16 protein-coding genes and 1 riboswitch are annotated in these 15,040 nt (G+C 55.1%); of the genes, 7 read left to right on the top strand and 9 right to left on the bottom strand.

Annotated features, from left to right (window positions below; genetic code table 11):
• Nucleotides 1–30: 30 nt before the first annotated feature.
• Nucleotides 31–498: a cytochrome c maturation protein CcmE gene (locus N655_RS18690; protein ID WP_044934562.1), complete on the bottom strand. Its 468-nt coding sequence runs from the start codon at nucleotides 496–498 to the stop codon at nucleotides 31–33.
• Between the two features lie 101 nt (nucleotides 499–599).
• On the opposite strand from N655_RS18690, the gene thiC reads away from it, so the two are divergent.
• Entirely contained in the window at nucleotides 600–2,072 is a 1,473-nt protein-coding gene (gene thiC, locus N655_RS0111980) for a phosphomethylpyrimidine synthase ThiC (RefSeq protein WP_026443186.1), read from the top strand.
• Nucleotides 2,073–2,140: 68 nt separating this feature from the next.
• On the opposite strand, the gene N655_RS0111975 is transcribed toward thiC, so the two are convergent.
• The 4 genes from N655_RS0111975 to N655_RS0111960 all read right to left on the bottom strand — a co-directional run bounded on the left by N655_RS0111975 (nucleotide 2,141) and on the right by N655_RS0111960 (nucleotide 3,981).
• The gene (locus tag N655_RS0111975) at nucleotides 2,141–2,443 is read right to left on the bottom strand and encodes an ATP synthase F0 subunit C (protein ID WP_026443185.1); all 303 of its coding nucleotides are present in this window, start codon (nucleotides 2,441–2,443) and stop codon (nucleotides 2,141–2,143) included.
• Between the two features lie 152 nt (nucleotides 2,444–2,595).
• A complete protein-coding gene (gene atpB, locus N655_RS0111970; protein WP_044934560.1) occupies nucleotides 2,596–3,336 on the bottom strand; it encodes a F0F1 ATP synthase subunit A in 741 nt (246 codons plus the stop codon).
• A 28-nt stretch (nucleotides 3,337–3,364) separates the two neighbouring features.
• Nucleotides 3,365–3,778 (bottom strand): ATP synthase subunit I, encoded by a 414-nt coding sequence (locus tag N655_RS0111965; protein ID WP_081823698.1) that lies wholly within the window; start codon nucleotides 3,776–3,778, stop codon nucleotides 3,365–3,367.
• Nucleotides 3,775–3,981, bottom strand: coding sequence for an AtpZ/AtpI family protein (locus N655_RS0111960; protein ID WP_238324707.1), 207 nt, complete (start codon nucleotides 3,979–3,981; stop codon nucleotides 3,775–3,777). The genes N655_RS0111965 and N655_RS0111960 overlap by 4 nt, the downstream gene beginning before the upstream one ends.
• A gap of 201 nt (nucleotides 3,982–4,182) precedes the next feature.
• On the opposite strand from N655_RS0111960, the gene lysS reads away from it, so the two are divergent.
• Nucleotides 4,183–5,748 (top strand): lysine--tRNA ligase, encoded by a 1,566-nt coding sequence (gene lysS / locus N655_RS0111955; RefSeq protein WP_026443181.1) that lies wholly within the window; start codon nucleotides 4,183–4,185, stop codon nucleotides 5,746–5,748.
• 72 nt (nucleotides 5,749–5,820) lie between these two features.
• Here lysS and N655_RS0111950 read toward each other — a convergent pair whose 3' ends face one another.
• The gene (locus N655_RS0111950) at nucleotides 5,821–6,534 is read right to left on the bottom strand and encodes an SDR family oxidoreductase (protein ID WP_026443180.1); all 714 of its coding nucleotides are present in this window, start codon (nucleotides 6,532–6,534) and stop codon (nucleotides 5,821–5,823) included.
• An 81-nt stretch (nucleotides 6,535–6,615) separates the two neighbouring features.
• Between N655_RS0111950 and N655_RS0111945 the strand changes: the two genes are divergently transcribed.
• The 3 genes from N655_RS0111945 to N655_RS18685 all read left to right on the top strand — a co-directional run bounded on the left by N655_RS0111945 (nucleotide 6,616) and on the right by N655_RS18685 (nucleotide 9,764).
• Nucleotides 6,616–7,353 (top strand): TlyA family RNA methyltransferase, encoded by a 738-nt coding sequence (locus N655_RS0111945; RefSeq protein ID WP_044934557.1) that lies wholly within the window; start codon nucleotides 6,616–6,618, stop codon nucleotides 7,351–7,353.
• Nucleotides 7,354–7,865: 512 nt separating this feature from the next.
• A riboswitch (SAM riboswitch) is annotated at nucleotides 7,866–7,979 on the top strand.
• 170 nt (nucleotides 7,980–8,149) lie between these two features.
• A complete protein-coding gene (thrC, locus tag N655_RS0111940) occupies nucleotides 8,150–9,421 on the top strand; it encodes a threonine synthase (protein ID WP_026443178.1) in 1,272 nt (423 codons plus the stop codon).
• A complete protein-coding gene (locus tag N655_RS18685; protein WP_081823696.1) occupies nucleotides 9,411–9,764 on the top strand; it encodes a MoaD/ThiS family protein in 354 nt (117 codons plus the stop codon). Before thrC ends, N655_RS18685 begins: the two co-directional genes overlap by 11 nt.
• A 104-nt stretch (nucleotides 9,765–9,868) precedes the next feature.
• On the opposite strand, the gene N655_RS0111930 is transcribed toward N655_RS18685, so the two are convergent.
• On the bottom strand, nucleotides 9,869–10,819 hold the full coding sequence (locus tag N655_RS0111930; protein WP_238324706.1) for a COX15/CtaA family protein: 951 nt from the start codon (nucleotides 10,817–10,819) through the stop codon (nucleotides 9,869–9,871).
• Between the two features lie 377 nt (nucleotides 10,820–11,196).
• Between N655_RS0111930 and N655_RS0111925 the strand changes: the two genes are divergently transcribed.
• A complete protein-coding gene (locus N655_RS0111925; RefSeq protein WP_026443176.1) occupies nucleotides 11,197–12,384 on the top strand; it encodes a glycosyltransferase family 4 protein in 1,188 nt (395 codons plus the stop codon).
• Nucleotides 12,385–12,450: 66 nt separating this feature from the next.
• Nucleotides 12,451–13,467, top strand: a complete 1,017-nt coding sequence (locus N655_RS0111920; RefSeq protein ID WP_026443175.1) for an NAD-dependent epimerase/dehydratase family protein — start codon at nucleotides 12,451–12,453, stop codon at nucleotides 13,465–13,467.
• A gap of 57 nt (nucleotides 13,468–13,524) precedes the next feature.
• On the opposite strand, the gene N655_RS18680 is transcribed toward N655_RS0111920, so the two are convergent.
• A complete protein-coding gene (locus tag N655_RS18680) occupies nucleotides 13,525–14,358 on the bottom strand; it encodes an Mrp/NBP35 family ATP-binding protein (protein WP_049961398.1) in 834 nt (277 codons plus the stop codon).
• Between the two features lie 58 nt (nucleotides 14,359–14,416).
• Complete coding sequence (locus tag N655_RS18675) at nucleotides 14,417–14,908, bottom strand: acyl-CoA thioesterase (protein WP_238324705.1); 492 nt, start codon at nucleotides 14,906–14,908, stop codon at nucleotides 14,417–14,419.
• Between the last annotated feature and the right edge of the window lie 132 nt (nucleotides 14,909–15,040).

The raw sequence follows: 15,040 nt of genomic DNA, 5'->3' as shown, positions 1-15,040 counted from the left end.
TCCAAGGCAGCCGCATGACCATACCCTTTGCTATCGTGGTGCCGGGGTGGTGGAAGAATTTGTTCCGGCACTTCGGGCGCTCAAAGCACCGCCTTGCTGCCCGGGCTGAGCGGGAGCATATTTCGATGCACACTTGGCCTGGAGCTGCGTGGCATGGAAGACGCCATCCCGGCCGAATGTACCAATCGCCAACGCCTGCGAATTGTCTTTGAAGGTGTCCGGTGGAGGCTCCTCACCCTGATACGTCACAGGCAGCGTAAGGTTGTTTTCCACCAGGACAAATTTTGCATCGGAGCCATTGCGCTGGATGGATCCAGGCTGTACAAACCCTGCCACCCGTAAATGGCGTGTATAGGCCTTGTCTCCCATTCCATGCAGCTCCTGGATGGTGACGTAATAGCTCTTGTTGGCCTGGACTCCGCTGACCGCGAGATAAAGAATCGCGCCAAGCACAACAAGAATCGCGATACCAATGCGCGTGCCCTGATTGCTCTTCATGACTGTGAATTATTTTACTCGGAATTTATAATCGCCTTCAGGATTCATCCTGCATTCATCATCTGACATCTAACACAAAAAACGACTTCTACGAGGTGATTATGAGCACCAACGGCATCAGCGCTCCGCAGTCAGCAACAGAAATCTTCAGGCCCCGAGCGGAGTGGATCGCGAAACGCAAAGCCGAAGCAGCGCGCACCGGAGACACCAATATGTCGCAAATGCACTTTGCGCGCAAGGGCATCATCACCGAAGAAATGGAGTTCGTTGCCAAACGCGAAAAGCTGCCTGCAGAACTCATCCGCTCTGAGGTTGCCGCGGGCCGGATGATCATACCAGCCAACATCAACCACCCGGAGCTGGAGCCGATGTGCATTGGAGTCGCCTCCCGATGCAAGGTCAATGCAAATATCGGCAATTCGGCCGTCACCTCGAACATTGACGAAGAGCTACGCAAGCTGCATATGGCAGTACACTTTGGGGCGGACACCGTCATGGACCTCTCCACCGGTGGCAATATTCCTGAAATCCGCGAAGCCATCCTGCGCCATTCTCCTGTCCCCATTGGGACCGTGCCCATCTACGAGGCGCTCAACCGCGTCAAGAAGTTGGAAGATCTGAACATTGACGTCTATTTGGAAGTGATTGAAGAGCAGGCCCAGCAAGGGGTGGACTACTTCACCGTCCATGCGGGCGTCCTCATCCAGTACGTTCCACTGGTGGCAAAACGCATCACTGGAATCGTCAGCCGCGGCGGCGCCATTCTTGCCCAGTGGATGACCCACCACCACAAGCAGAACTTTCTTTATGAGAACTTCGACCGCATTGTGAAAGTAATGGCGAAGTATGACGTCAGCTTCTCGCTGGGTGACGGACTGCGCCCTGGTTGTGTGGCCGATGCCTCAGACGAAGCGCAGTTTGCTGAACTGAAGACCCTCGGTGAGCTTACAAAAAAGGCGTGGGAAAGCGATGTCCAGGTGATGATCGAAGGCCCCGGCCACGTCCCGCTCGACAAGATCAAGGAACAGGTAGACAAGGAAGTTGAATTCTGCCACGGGGCACCCTTCTACACGCTTGGGCCGCTTGTGACCGACATCGCACCGGGATACGACCACATCACCTCGGCCATCGGAGCGGCGCTCATCGGCTGGCACGGGGCCTCCATGCTCTGCTATGTCACACCGAAAGAGCACCTCGGCCTTCCCAACGAGAAGGATGTAAAAGACGGCATGATTGCCTACAAGATTGCCGCCCATGCCGCCGATATCGCACGCCATCGCCCCGGCGCCCGCGACCGCGACGACGCCATCAGTTACGCCCGCTACACCTTCGACTGGGAAAAGCAGTTCGCGCTTTCCATTGACCCGGAAACGGCCCGCTCCATGCACGACGAAACGCTTCCTGATGACTACTACAAGGAGGCCGCCTTCTGCTCCATGTGCGGACCGAAATTCTGCTCTATGAACTGGTCCAGCAAAGTGGATGAATACAACAAGACCGTCCATGGCATCGAAAAGGCCGACCTCAGCAATCTGGTGACGTTACAGGCCGAACAGTTGTCTCGAAAGAGCTAAATCCCTTGAAATGAAAATGCCTCCGGATTACCGGAGGCATTTTTTATTTGCCTGTCGCAAACTGCTTCTTACTTCACCTTGGCGAAGACAATCAGCAGCGTAAAGAGGGCCAGCGACTCGATGAACGCCAGACCAAGCACCAGCATCAGCTGAATGCCGGCGCGCGCTCCTGGGTTGCGGGCAATGGCTTCCGCGGCGGACCCGGCCACTCGCCCCTGTCCGATTCCGCAAAGGCCCGATGCGATGCCCATGCCAATTCCAGCACCGATCGGCACCCAGCTTGGGGCCGAACCACCAGTAGACTGTGCAAACGCCGGCGATGCCATGCAAAGCACGCTCAGCGTCATGAAAAGATATTGCAGTTTGCGCATTCGTATTTCTCCTTGTGCTTCCTCAAAAATATGCCGTCAGTGGGTGGTTGAGGCTCACCGTGCTGGCCCCCTCACGCTCACGGCCCGCTCTGCCGGAGTGGAAGCAAACTCCGGTCACGGAACCTTAAAAACCGTCCTGCCTGGCGTGCCCCTCAGTGCTCCTGTGCCGTGGCTTCCGCCAGATAGATCATCGCCAGCAGCATGAACACGTATGCCTGGATCAGGGCGACGCCGAAGTGCAGCCCGAGAAAGATAATCGGAATGGCAATCGGCACCAGCGAGAAGAAGACCAGGGTCAGCAGATCGCTGGCAAACATGTTCGCGTAAAGTCGGACCGTCAGCGACATGATGCGCGCCAGATGCGAGATGATCTCAATCGGAAACATCAGGGGAGCCAGCCACCACATTGGCCCCATAAAGTGCTTCAGATAACCGACTGGCCCCTGCTTCAGCACGCCATGCAAGTTGTAGTAAAGAAATGTCAGGATGGCGATGCCCAAGGGTACGACAGGATCCGACGTCGGCGTCTCTATGTGCGGCAGAAGTCCCAGGCAGTTGCACAGCAGCACAAACAGCAGAATTGTCGTGACAAACGGAAGGTGTGGCTCATATCCGTGATGACCAAAGATGGCCTCGGCCTGTCCATTCACAAACTCGTGGATCATTTCTGCCAGGTGCTGGATCTTGCCCGGCCGCTCCACATTCAGGGTAAGGCGTACCATCACAAAGAAAAGCAGCAAGATCAGTGCAACGAAGATTTCCAGAGCATGAACCGGACGAATCGGCGCAGCCGGATGCACTGGATGAATGCCCAGCTTGTCAACCACTGAGGTGATCAGGCCGCCAAAAAGCTCATTGAGCAGACGGGTAAATGCAATCAATAAACCGTACATAAGGATTTCTGCGGGAAAAACGTGCCGTCTAAGACCGTATCAGGCGCACCGCTTCTATTGTCAAGACCAGGACTGCCAGCCCCAGCCCACCAATCAGCGCGTAAACCGATCCATTTAAATACTTTAGACTAAGATAAAGCGCGGCGCCAGCCAAAATTAAGCGCAGAATAAACATAGCGACCACGCGGCCCGCCCCCGCCGACGGCCTCTGATTGTCCAAACGGGCATTGATAAAGGCCACCAGCCGCTGCCACTCCCAGATTCCAGTCACAGAAACCGCTGCGCCGACCAGCAGCAGAACTCCCGTCTGCCAGCCAAATGCAATGGCGAGTACAACGGCGATGACGACCCCCGCAATGGCTGTCGCCTTCAGGGATCGCTGAAGGGCAGACTTCAGGTCCGCATCGCTGAAATCAAACATTGGATTGCCGCTCTCTGTCACCGAATCTCTTTCCCTGTGCTCGATACGAGTCGGAAGACCTGGACAAAGCCAGCAATCGCCCCCAGAAGTATGCCCACAATGTAAATCCAATTCTGATGCAACCACTTGTCGAGCGCGCCGCCAATCACCCAGCCCACAAAGACCGCAGCCGGCAAGATGACGGCAATCTGCGTCAGCTTTTCGGCCCGCAGCAGTGTGTCCATGCCGCCACTGTTGTGGCCGTCTTGTTTTTTCTCAGGTGGATTGCTGAATGCCATGCCTGGAGTACTCGAAGGTTGTTATATCACGGTGCAGCGATGCTGACAGCTGATGGCGAAAAAGCCGATCGCGGATGGCCGCGGGCCGCCAGCTGGCCCGCTATACTAGTCCTTACACGATCACTCACAATTACCGAGGCAACCCCAGTGTTTGAATCCGATTTCGAGCGGAACCTTTTTGCACTCCGCCGCGAAAAATTGAACCAGATTGCCGCACTTGGCCAGCAGACGTATCCCAATCAGTACATCACTACACACACCATCCCCGAGATATGGGCGAAATACCGTGCAGCTACCGCAGAAGAGCTTGAGGCCAACCGTGTGGATGTCTCCGTCGCCGGGCGCATCATGACGATTCGCGGACAGGGCAAAGCCGGATTCGCCCATCTTCAACAGAATGGCGAACGTCTGCAAATCTACGTCCGCAAAGACGACGTGGGCGAAGAGACCTTCCTGCTCTACAAGCTGCTCGACCTCGGCGACCACATCGGGGTTACCGGATATCTCTTCCGCACCCGCACTGGCGAGTTGACCATTCACGTCAAAACCATCACCTTCCTCGCCAAGGCCATGCTGGCCATGCCGGAAAAGTACCACGGCATCTCAGATATTGAACTGCGCTACCGTCAGCGCTATGTGGACCTCTTCATGAACAGCACGCTGAATGAAGGCGGCCCCGATGAAATCCACGTGCGCGACGTCTTTATCAAACGGGCCAAGGTGCTGAAAGCCATCCGTGACTTTTTTGATCAGCGCGGCTACATCGAAGTGGAAACACCCATGATGCAGCCCATCGCCGGAGGGGCCGCTGCACGCCCGTTCGTTACGCACCACAATGCGCTCGATATCGATCTCTTCCTGCGCATTGCGCCGGAGCTGTATCTCAAGCGTTTGGTCGTAGGCGGCTTAGATCGCGTCTACGAGATCAACCGCAATTTCCGGAATGAAGGCATTTCAACCCAGCACAATCCTGAATTCACCATGCTGGAGTTTTATCAGGCCTATGCCAACTACCAGGATCTGATGGACCTTACGGAAGAAATCGTCCGGCACGTGGCCCAGGAGGTCAATGGCACCAGCATTACACATTTCGATGGGCACGAGATTGATCTGGCGAAGTGGCGGCGATTTTCGATGCGCGAAGCCATCATCGAGTTCTGGCCAGAAGAAGCGGGCGCAAAACCGACAATGGACGACTTTAACAGCGATGCGTCCACAGTTGCTCTGGTTGAACGTCTGCGCGCAGCCCGAATTCACATGGAATACAAGCGCGGCGAACCACGCGGCAAGACCATTGCTACGATCTTTGAAACGGTGGCGGAAGACCACCTGATCCAACCCACTATCATTTACGACTTTCCTCTTGCCGTCTCGCCGCTTTCCAAGCAGAAACCTGATGAGCCAGACTGGGTCGAACGGTTTGAGTTTTACATCGGCGGGTTCGAACTGGGCAATGCATTTAGCGAGCTAAACGATCCTGAAGAACAGCGGAAACGATTTGTGCAGCAGCTCGCACAGCGCGAACACGGCGACGATGAAGCACACCAGATGGACGAGGACTATGTCCGCGCCCTTGCCTATGGCCTGCCGCCCACAGGAGGCGAAGGGATCGGCATTGACCGCCTTACAATGGTCCTGACTGGGGCGCGCTCGATTCGCGATGTGATTCTCTTCCCGCTCCTGCGACCACAGCAAAACGCAGAGGAGGAATAAGGCGCTCGCTGCCAGCATCTCCTCAGGACGGCCACGCTGTTTGCCCGGCGTGGCCTCTTTCTCTTTCTGCCATTAGGGCTTTTGTGTCGGACGCAGCAGGACTTCACTCACAAAAGACTGGGGCGCTTGTGTGACCAGCATGGCCACAACATGGGCCACGTCATCTGGCTGGATCTTCCGGCCCGGATCCTTCCCACTGCTTACACTGAAGCCCGTATTCACCGATCCAGGCGCTATCACGGAAACGCGAATGTTATGCGGACGCAGCTCCTCAGCAAGAGAATAGGTCAGTCCGTTCAGCCCCCATTTCGATGCAGCATAGGCGGCCCCGTTGGGCAATGGGTTGTGCCCTGCAAGGGAAGAGATGTTTACAATATGCCCGGAGCCAGCTGCAATCATCATCGGCGCCAATGCACGGACCATCAGATAGGGGCCTCGCAGGTTTGTCGCCATAATCATGTCCCACTCTGCCGGAGAAGTTTCGTGCAGTGGCCGTGCGGAGAGGCCAATGCCTGCATTGTTGACGAGAATGTCACAGCGGTGATGCCGCTCCTTGATCGAGGCGGCCAGATGCTGAACGGACCGCTCATCCAGCAGGTCCAGATGCGCCGTCTCTGCTACTCCCCCTTTGCTCTGAATCGCAAGCTTCACGCGGTCCAGTTGTGTGAGGTCTCGCGAGGCAAGTACGACGGTTGCTCCCATAGCAGCAAGACGCCGGCTGATGGCTTCTCCGATGCCGCGCGCAGCCCCGGTCACTACTGCAACTTGTCCATTGAGTTCTGACATATCTTAAAAGATGCGGCGCGTTGCTTCGAGGTGCAGTCAATTTCTGCCCTGAAAACTTTCCCGTGACCGCACAGGATTCCCATGAAAATGCGTCTGGACAAACTCCTGGTCGAACGCAATCTGGCACCCACCAGGGAACGCGCACAAGCCATGATCCTGGCCGGGCGCGTGCTCGTCAATGAGCAGAAGCTCGACAAGCCTGGACACCAGGTACCACAGGACGCCACACTTCGTCTTCTGGGCCAGGACCTGCGCTACGTGGGCCGCGGCGGATTGAAGCTCGAAGCCGCATTGACGCACTGGAACATTGACCTGTCGGGCCGTCATTGCGTGGACGTAGGTGCATCTACAGGCGGTTTCACAGACTGCATGTTGCAGCATGGCGCCGCTCAGGTCATCGCCATCGACACTGGCCACGGCCAGATTGCGCAGAAGCTGCGCTCAGACCCTCGCGTCACTCTGATGGAGCGGACCAATGCCCGCCATCTGCAACCCGGAGACCTCCCTGCTGGTATCAGCTTTCTGGCCATGGACGTTTCCTTCATCTCAGCAGCCATGGTCCTGCCAGCCGTCATTGCAACCTGCCCGCAACTGAGCGAAGCGGTTGTACTGGTCAAGCCCCAGTTCGAGGCAGGACGCGAATATGTTGGCAAAGGAGGCATCGTGCGCGACCCCGAAGTACACTCGATGGCTACGGAAAAAGTACGTCGTTGCCTGGAGAAGCTTGGCGGCCAGAGGATTGACCAGATTGAGTCGCCGATTCTGGGCGCGGAGGGGAACAAAGAATTTCTTTTGTACGCGCAGTTTGGTCATCGATGACTGTGGCACATACGCCATACCGCTGGGCAATGGATTCGGCAACCGTGATGATTGCTTCCACACTGGCCGGGAAGCTGTTCAGCAATGCGGGTATTGGCTCTGTCTGTGACTTGTCCTCGGCTGCCCCAGCCGCAGACAGTGACGTTCTAACGGCCTGTTCTGCAATACAAAGCATAACGGGCGGGGTGACATCATGAATGACGATCTGCGCCCCGTTCTGGGCTTTCGTCAGATATTCGGAAAAATCGCGTGCAACTTCGGCAGATGAAATGTAAATCTTGCTCATTTCAAAGACCTCTTTTTGCTTTTGTTATTTTTGACGATCATAACTTGAGAGGGTTTTCGTTTGCTACCTCGGACTTTTAAAGTTGTGCATGGACAGGTCGCGAGCCCGCTCCCCGCATTCAAAAGCACCTCAAGAACTTTGTCCGAGTTGAATTTCCCTCTTGCGTTCACTCTTTCCCTGTGTTACAAACAAATCATTCATGTTTGCTCCGTGTGAGCGAGCCTGAATTTCATGCAGAGTGGCTGAGGGACGGGCCCTGTGACGCCACGACAACCGGCCCGAGCAATTCGGGACATCGGTGTCAACTCTCGCTCACCCAAAAGGGTGGGATACATGAGATTCGGGGTGCAGGTTGTATCGCATCTCGCTAAATCCCAGGTAAGTGCAGTACGCAGTAGCAGTAAGGCTGTATCAGAGTGGTCGTCACGCAGTGCCCGTGCAGTTTTGCACTCGCTGGGCCGTATCCCGGCGAGAGTTCCCAACCGCCGCTCGCAGATTGCGAGGGCTAGGATGGCTTCATCTTACGAGTTATGTTGTCGGGAGTGCGGCAAGCGATATGCGAACGCGCCGCTCTCCATCTGTGACGAGTGTTTCTCGCCGCTGGAAGTACAGGTTGATCTCGATGCCGCAAAAAAGACGGTGACTCGGGAAACGATTGCGCAGGGTCCCACCAATATGTGGCGCTATCAGGCCCTGCTGCCGGTCGCAGAAAATTACCTCCCTCAGACGCCTGCGGGTTGGACACCTCTGTTGAAGGCCCCGCGTCTGGCCAAGAGAATTGGCGCAAAAAATCTGTACATCAAGAACGACGCAGTATGCCTGCCTACACTCAGTTTTAAGGACCGCGTAGTGGCCGTGGCCCTTGCCGCGGCGCAGGACTTCGGCTTTGACACCGTCGGCTGCTCCTCGACTGGCAACCTCGCCAACGCCGTGGCCGCCCAGGCGGCGCGTCTCGGCCTGAAGACCTACATTCTTGTTCCGGCCGACCTTGAAGCGGCAAAGATCCTTAATACCCAGGTTTACGGTGCGAACCTCATCCGCATAGACGGCAATTATGATCACGTAAACCGCCTCTGCTCGCAGATTGCCGACCGCTTCCACTGGGGTTTTGTAAACGTCAACCTTCGCCCCTACTACGCGGAAGGATCAAAGACCGTCGGCTACGAGATCGCCGAGCAGCTTGGCTGGCGCCTGCCCGACAACGTCGTCGTTCCCATGGCCGGAGGATCGCTCATCACCAAGATCCGCAAAGCATTCAAAGAACTCGTTCTCCTCGGCCTCGTAGAAGACAAGCCTGTGCGCTTCTTTGGAGCGCAGGCCACCGGCTGCTCGCCGATTGCAAAAGCCGTGAAATCCGGCGCCGACCACATTGATCCGCAGCGGCCCTCGACGATTGCGCGCTCACTGGCCATCGGCAATCCCGCAGACGGTGTCTATGCCGCGCGCGCCATCCGCGAGAGCGGCGGCTGGGCTGAAGATGTCTCCGACGTAGAAATTGTCTCCGCCATCCAGGAACTTGCAGAAACCGAAGGCGTCTTTACAGAAACCGCTGGCGGCGTTACCACTGCCGTCACTGCACGCCTTTACGCACATGGCCGAATTCAGCCCGATGAGGTGACGGTAAGCTGCATCACCGGAAACGGCCTGAAGACGACCGACGTTCTGCATGGCGCCTATGAGCAGGGGCAGGCCATTCGCCCGCGTCTGACCGATTTTGAAAACTACATCAACGAAATCAAGGAACTAAACGAGCTGGTAACAGGAGGCATCGATGTCCGTTAGAGTTTTGTTGCCCAATGCATTCCAAAAGCACACCAATGGCGCGAAGGAGATTCAATCCACCGCTGCAAACCTGCCTGCGCTGATTGAGGACATCGAAGCACATTTTCCCGCGCTTAAGACACACCTGCGCGATGAGACCGGACAAGTGCGCCGCTTCATCAACTTCTACGTCAACGAGGAAGATATCCGCTTCCTGGGCAACGAGAAGTATTCGTTTAAAGATGGCGACGAGGTACTCGTCATTCCTTCCATCGCCGGCGGCTGCCCGGACGATTGCTCTGCCCGGCGCCCTGTCCTGCGCTGCTGCTCCTATTGTGGTCAGGAAGACTGTACCTGTTATTGATTCCTGGTTCCTCTGTATTTGCCTCATCCATTCTGGATGGGGCATTTTGTTTTGGGTCGCCGACGCTGAAACCCTGAATCAGACCCCGAAGCGTCTTTGCCTGTCTATTGCTCTGCTGGAACCACGCAGATGCGGGCTGCCAGCACAACCAGAGTGAGCCATAACAGGTCGGCGCCCAGGAGGTGGACAATCTGCATCCATACCGGAGCAAGCAGCGTCAGGTCCGCCACCCCCAGAACATACTGCACCGCAAGCAGCATCACTACAACTATTGCCAGCCTCCGGTTTCTCCTGTGCTGTACACTCCTGAAGACCAGCCAGCAGATGAAGCCTCCTGCCAGCACCGCAAGGGTAGGATGAAGCCAGCGAATGCGTATCAGCCAGGCACTCCGTGAAGAAAAGTCCTCAGCGATGGCGGAACGCAATGAGGCCGCCGGAAAAAGCGTGTCGCCCAAAGCTGCCAGTGATCCACTGACACCAACAAAGAGTGTAGCCAGCATCCCCGGAACGGCAGTCCCCAGCGAATCAATGCGCAAACGCCCCCGAATCGGGTCGATGCGGCGCGACAGAAAGTGTGCCGTCAATGCCAGCGCAGCAATCAAAAGCATCGTGTTGGCAAGGTGCAGGGAAAGATAGACAGCTCGCGAGGCAGATTGGTCGTGCGCTACTTTCCCAAGAAGGACCAGCAAGGCACCCAGCAGCGCCTCATTCAAGGTAAGAATGCCAGCAGCACTAACGGCCACACGTGCCAGGTGGCCCCTTGCCGTAACGGAAAACGTCCATACCAGCAGCACCAGCATGGCCAATAAAGCAATTCCACTGGTCATGCGGTGCGTCAGTTCAATGAGCGTGTCCAGGCGTGGGGAATGCTGGATAACGGTGCCATTGCACAGCGGCCAATGCTCGCCACAGCCCGCACCCGATCCAGTTGCACGGACAATTGCACCCCACAAAATAACAGCGACATTGTACGCCACTACCACCCAGGCATAGCGGGACGCACTCTTCAGGGATTCTTTCTTCCCTACCGTATTTGTAACCGGGCTGGAGATCAAACTGCCTTTGTCCTTAAGATAGTGGATCGATCCGTATATCGTGATCTTGCACTCTCACAAGAGGTTGCAAGGGCTTTGTAACCAAACAATCATCAAAGCACCCGACATGACTATGATAAAGTAGACTTAATACACCATGCCCCACACAGCGGCTGGTTATTTCACCTCATTGACTTTCTCTTTTTATTTAGAACATAAAGTACCTAAGCTTTTAAGCTGAAGTAATTTTCAAAGTTTTATTGCTGGACTCCTGGCTCTGCACAAGAAAAAGCGGGCCCTGCTTTGGCAACAAAATAAAGAATTTATCCGGATTGAACTGTGAGGATGGGTTTTGTTGCCACTTTAACGTGAAGTGGAAGCACGATTGAGGTCCATGGATGCGAATTTTTATCAATGAGTTTTGTGGCCATCCTTTTCAGATCCAACTGAGCCGGGAGCTAGCCAAGCGTGGTCATGAAGTAGAGCATGTTTATTTCGCCGGAAACACTTCAACTCCCAAAGGTGCTGTTGCAACAGGGTCTTCTGTCAAAAATCTGAACATCCATGGCCTGCATATTGGGCGCAGCTTCTCCAAGCACTCCATCCGCAGCCGTCGCGCCGCGGATATTGAATATGGAAACGAAGTGGCCAAGGCTGTTGAAAAGTTCCGTCCTGATGCCGTACTTTCCGCCAACATGCCGCTGGACGGACAGAAGATCCTTCTGCAGGCGAGCAAAAGGCGCAATGCAAAATTCGTCTACTGGCTGCAAGACGTCTACAGTATGGCAGTGCGCTTTGTTTTGGCAAGGAAACTGAGGCTCATTGCGGGAGTAGGCGGCGCCTACTACGAATCCCTGGAAAAAAAGCTGCTCCGTCAATCCGACTCGGTCGTATGTATTTCCGACAGTTTTGTGGATTACGTGCGGAACTGGGGAATCGACGAAAAGAAGATCCATCTCATCGAAAACTGGTCGCCTCTCGATGAGATTAAGCCTATGCCCAAAGACAACGCCTGGGCGCGGGAAAATGGGGTCGCAGAACAATTCTGCTTCATGTATTCCGGTACCCTGGGTATGAAGCACCGCCCTGAACTGCTTCTGGCTCTTGCCCAGCATCTGTCTTCGACCGGAGGGGCCCGCCTGATTGTAAATGCTGCGGGTGCCGGTGCAGACTGGCTTCGGGAAAACACAAAGGACCTGCCTCCCGAGGTCTTCCGCTTACAGCCGTTCCAACCTTATGAGCGACTGTCTGAGGTCATGAGCGCAGCTGATGTGCTCATCACACTTCTGGACCAGGATGCCGGTACCTTTGCCGTACCCTCTAAAACCCTTTCTTACCTGTGCGCGGCAAGGCCTATCCTGATGGCTGCACCGGCCGTCAATATGGCCGCTAAAGTCATTCATAAGGCCCACGCTGGGCTTGTAGTTTCCCCCGATTCAAGTGAAGAGTTTGTGGCAGCGGCCCAGATATTGATGCACGACTCTGAAAAGAGGTCTTCTTTTGGTCAAAATGCCCGCTCTTATGCTGAACGGAACTTTAATATCGAATCCATTGCCGACCGTTTTCTCCATCTCATCCAGGCTTGAATCGGAAGTTCTGATAAAAATGGACATCGTCTGCACGAAACCAGACCAGCCAAGGAAAGTACTCTCTTGAAACGAATTGTTATTTTTGGTGGCACAGGATTTATCGGGACCCACACTGCGCTCCGTCTTCTGCGCAGCTCCACAGCTGAACAAATTCTCCTTGTGGACGTTGCACCGCCGCGTGTGGCCTCTTACACCACAGAGCTACAGCAGGGACTTGCAAACAACAGGGTCAGGTTTCTTCAGCATGATATCCGGCAGCCATTTTCTTTACCGGATTTTTCTCCGGACGTCATCTTTAACTTCGCCGCTGTCCATCGTGAACCGGGCCACCAGCCCCATGAATACTATGAAACCAATCTGAAGGGTGCTGCTCACGTCTGCGCATATGCAGAGGCCACGGGCTGCCAGCGCCTGGTCTTTACCAGCTCTATTTCTCCCTATGGCCCCACTGAAGAAAGCAGGGACGAAGACTCTCTTCCTGTGCCGGAAACTCCTTACGGTGGATCGAAGCTTGTGGCTGAAAAGATACACATTGCCTGGCAGGTTGCAGCCCCCGGAAGAAAACTCTTGATTGTGCGGCCAGGAGTTGTATTTGGGCCAGGAGAGGGTGGAAATGTCACCCGGCTGGTACGAAGCCTGGTGAAGGGTTATTTCGTATACATGGGAAACCGTGAAACCCGCAAAGCCGGAGGATACGTCAAAGAGCTGGTCAATGTCTTCCTCTTCGGCCTGGATGCTCTGGAGCAGCACCATACAGGACAACTGCTGCTGAATTTCTCGATGTTTCCTACTCCAGCGCTCCAGGAATACGTCAGTGCTATATGCAAAAGTGCGGGTATCCGGCGTAGGCCCTTCTCAGTACCTCGCAAGCTCCTTCTTGGCATTTCGTATCCGATCGAGGGAGTGGCCAGCATCTTCGGAATCAAACAGCCAATCTCCCCGACGCGCGTGAGAAAACTTTACCGCTCTACCAACATTGAAGCACGCCGCCTGCAGGAAATGGGATACCGTTACCAGTACACCATCGAAGAGGCATTCGCTGACTGGCGTAGGGACAAACCCGAAGACTTCCTCCGGTAGCATCCGCGCCCAGCGAAAGCTTCTTTTTGCTCTTCAGGGGCAGGCCTGGTCCGGCGGTCAATGGATTTCCAGAATATTTTCGTTTTTGGCAGCCTGTGCTTTGGCCCGGTCCGCAATCTGACGGGCCACAGCATAAAAACTTTTCGCCTTGGGCGAATGCTCTCCCAGTAACGCAACCGGTAGACCTCGATCGCCGCCCATCCTGATCTCCGGATCCAGCTCCACCGCTCCCAGGAAGGGAACATGGAACTGTCTGGCAGTGTGCTCGGCCCCTCCCTTCGAGAAAATGTCGATTTCCTGGTGACAATGTGGACAAATGAAGTGGCTCATATTTTCCACAATTCCCAATACTTCGACATTTACCTGGTGAAACATTTCCAGCGCCTTGCGCGCGTCCTGCAGAGCAACATCCGACGGCGTGGAAACGACAACGGCACCGGTCAGAGGCACTGTCTGCACAAGAGAAATGACAGCGTCGCCGGTCCCCGGAGGCAGGTCTACCAGAAGAAAATCCAGATCTCCCCACTCCACCTGCTGCAAAAACTGCCGAATGATCTGATGCAGCATGGGCCCACGCATGACCATCGGTTTGTCTCCTGGAGAAATAAAGCCAATGGAGATTGCTTTGATGCCATGGGCCGTGTTTGGCTCAATCATGTTATTGGAAAGTACACGCGGCTGTTGTCCTGTACCAAGCATCGTCGGCACATTGGGACCGTACACATCTGCGTCAATCAGCCCCACCTTAAATCCCAGCTTCGCCAGCGCAATGGCGGTATTGACGGCAACCGTGGTCTTCCCTACCCCGCCTTTTCCGGATCCAATGGCAACAATATTTGCAACTCCGGGAATCGAGGTGGGGGTGGGCGCTGCTGCATGAGGATGTGCCATGAAGAACTCCTGTTTGTCTGTTGAAATTTCTCTCGCTGCTCCGAAAGAGCTGCCCTCTTTACACCCTGCCTGGACGCACCGATCCCGGCAATTCCACTTCGGCCTTTCTCTTGGCCTTTTTTAATTCCAGCTCCTTCTGGCGAAGCTCTCGTCTGCGGGCAGCATCTTCATAGCGCCGCTTTTCTTCTTCTGTTTCTGGCTGCACCTGGGGAACAGGCACGCGACGCCCTTGTGAATCCACAGCCACGAATGTGAGATAGGCTGAGGCCACATGGCGGTGTGTTCCGGCAATTGTATTTTCCACCCAGACCTTCACTCCCACTTCCATGGAAGTATGAAAAGCACGATTCAGCGATGACTTCAAAATCAGTAGATCGCCCACATGCACCGGAGCAATAAAGTCTATATGGTCCATGGAAGCCGTCACCACATGTGTCCGTGAATGCCGGTAAGCGGCCATGGCGCCCACCAGATCAATGAAGTGCATCAGGCGTCCGCCCAGCAGATTGCCCAGAGTATTTGTGTCATTCGGCAAAATCAGTTCCGTCATTTCAGACTGAGACTCGGAAACTGTACGTGCGGGAAAATGCATTCCTTCCTGCCTTTCTGTTTTTTCCTCTTTTTCAATACAATTTTTTAGAACATAGAAAGAGCCTGACCTTCTAGTTTCGCATGAGGACCA

The organism is Pseudacidobacterium ailaaui (assembly GCF_000688455.1).
GTDB classification, from domain to species: Bacteria; Acidobacteriota; Terriglobia; order Terriglobales; family Acidobacteriaceae; genus Pseudacidobacterium; species Pseudacidobacterium ailaaui.
The sequence above is the reverse complement of the archived record's forward strand: the minus strand, read 5'-3'. Positions and strand labels throughout refer to the sequence as shown.

Excerpts from the sequence above, each read along its gene's own strand:
- N655_RS18690 (WP_044934562.1), bottom strand. The coding sequence starts at position 498 with ATGAAGAGCAATCAGGGCACGCGCATTGGTATCGCGATTCTTGTTGTG.
- thiC (WP_026443186.1), top strand. The coding sequence starts at position 600 with ATGAGCACCAACGGCATCAGCGCTCCGCAGTCAGCAACAGAAATCTTC.
- N655_RS0111975 (WP_026443185.1), bottom strand. The coding sequence starts at position 2,443 with ATGCGCAAACTGCAATATCTTTTCATGACGCTGAGCGTGCTTTGCATG.
- atpB (WP_044934560.1), bottom strand. The coding sequence starts at position 3,336 with ATGTACGGTTTATTGATTGCATTTACCCGTCTGCTCAATGAGCTTTTT.
- N655_RS0111960 (WP_238324707.1), bottom strand. The coding sequence starts at position 3,981 with ATGGACACACTGCTGCGGGCCGAAAAGCTGACGCAGATTGCCGTCATC.
- N655_RS0111950 (WP_026443180.1), bottom strand. The coding sequence starts at position 6,534 with ATGTCAGAACTCAATGGACAAGTTGCAGTAGTGACCGGGGCTGCGCGC.
- N655_RS0111945 (WP_044934557.1), top strand. The coding sequence starts at position 6,616 with ATGAAAATGCGTCTGGACAAACTCCTGGTCGAACGCAATCTGGCACCC.
- thrC (WP_026443178.1), top strand. The coding sequence starts at position 8,150 with ATGGCTTCATCTTACGAGTTATGTTGTCGGGAGTGCGGCAAGCGATAT.
- N655_RS18685 (WP_081823696.1), top strand. The coding sequence starts at position 9,411 with ATGTCCGTTAGAGTTTTGTTGCCCAATGCATTCCAAAAGCACACCAAT.
- N655_RS0111925 (WP_026443176.1), top strand. The coding sequence starts at position 11,197 with ATGCGAATTTTTATCAATGAGTTTTGTGGCCATCCTTTTCAGATCCAA.
- N655_RS18680 (WP_049961398.1), bottom strand. The coding sequence starts at position 14,358 with ATGGCACATCCTCATGCAGCAGCGCCCACCCCCACCTCGATTCCCGGA.
- N655_RS18675 (WP_238324705.1), bottom strand. The coding sequence starts at position 14,908 with ATGACGGAACTGATTTTGCCGAATGACACAAATACTCTGGGCAATCTG.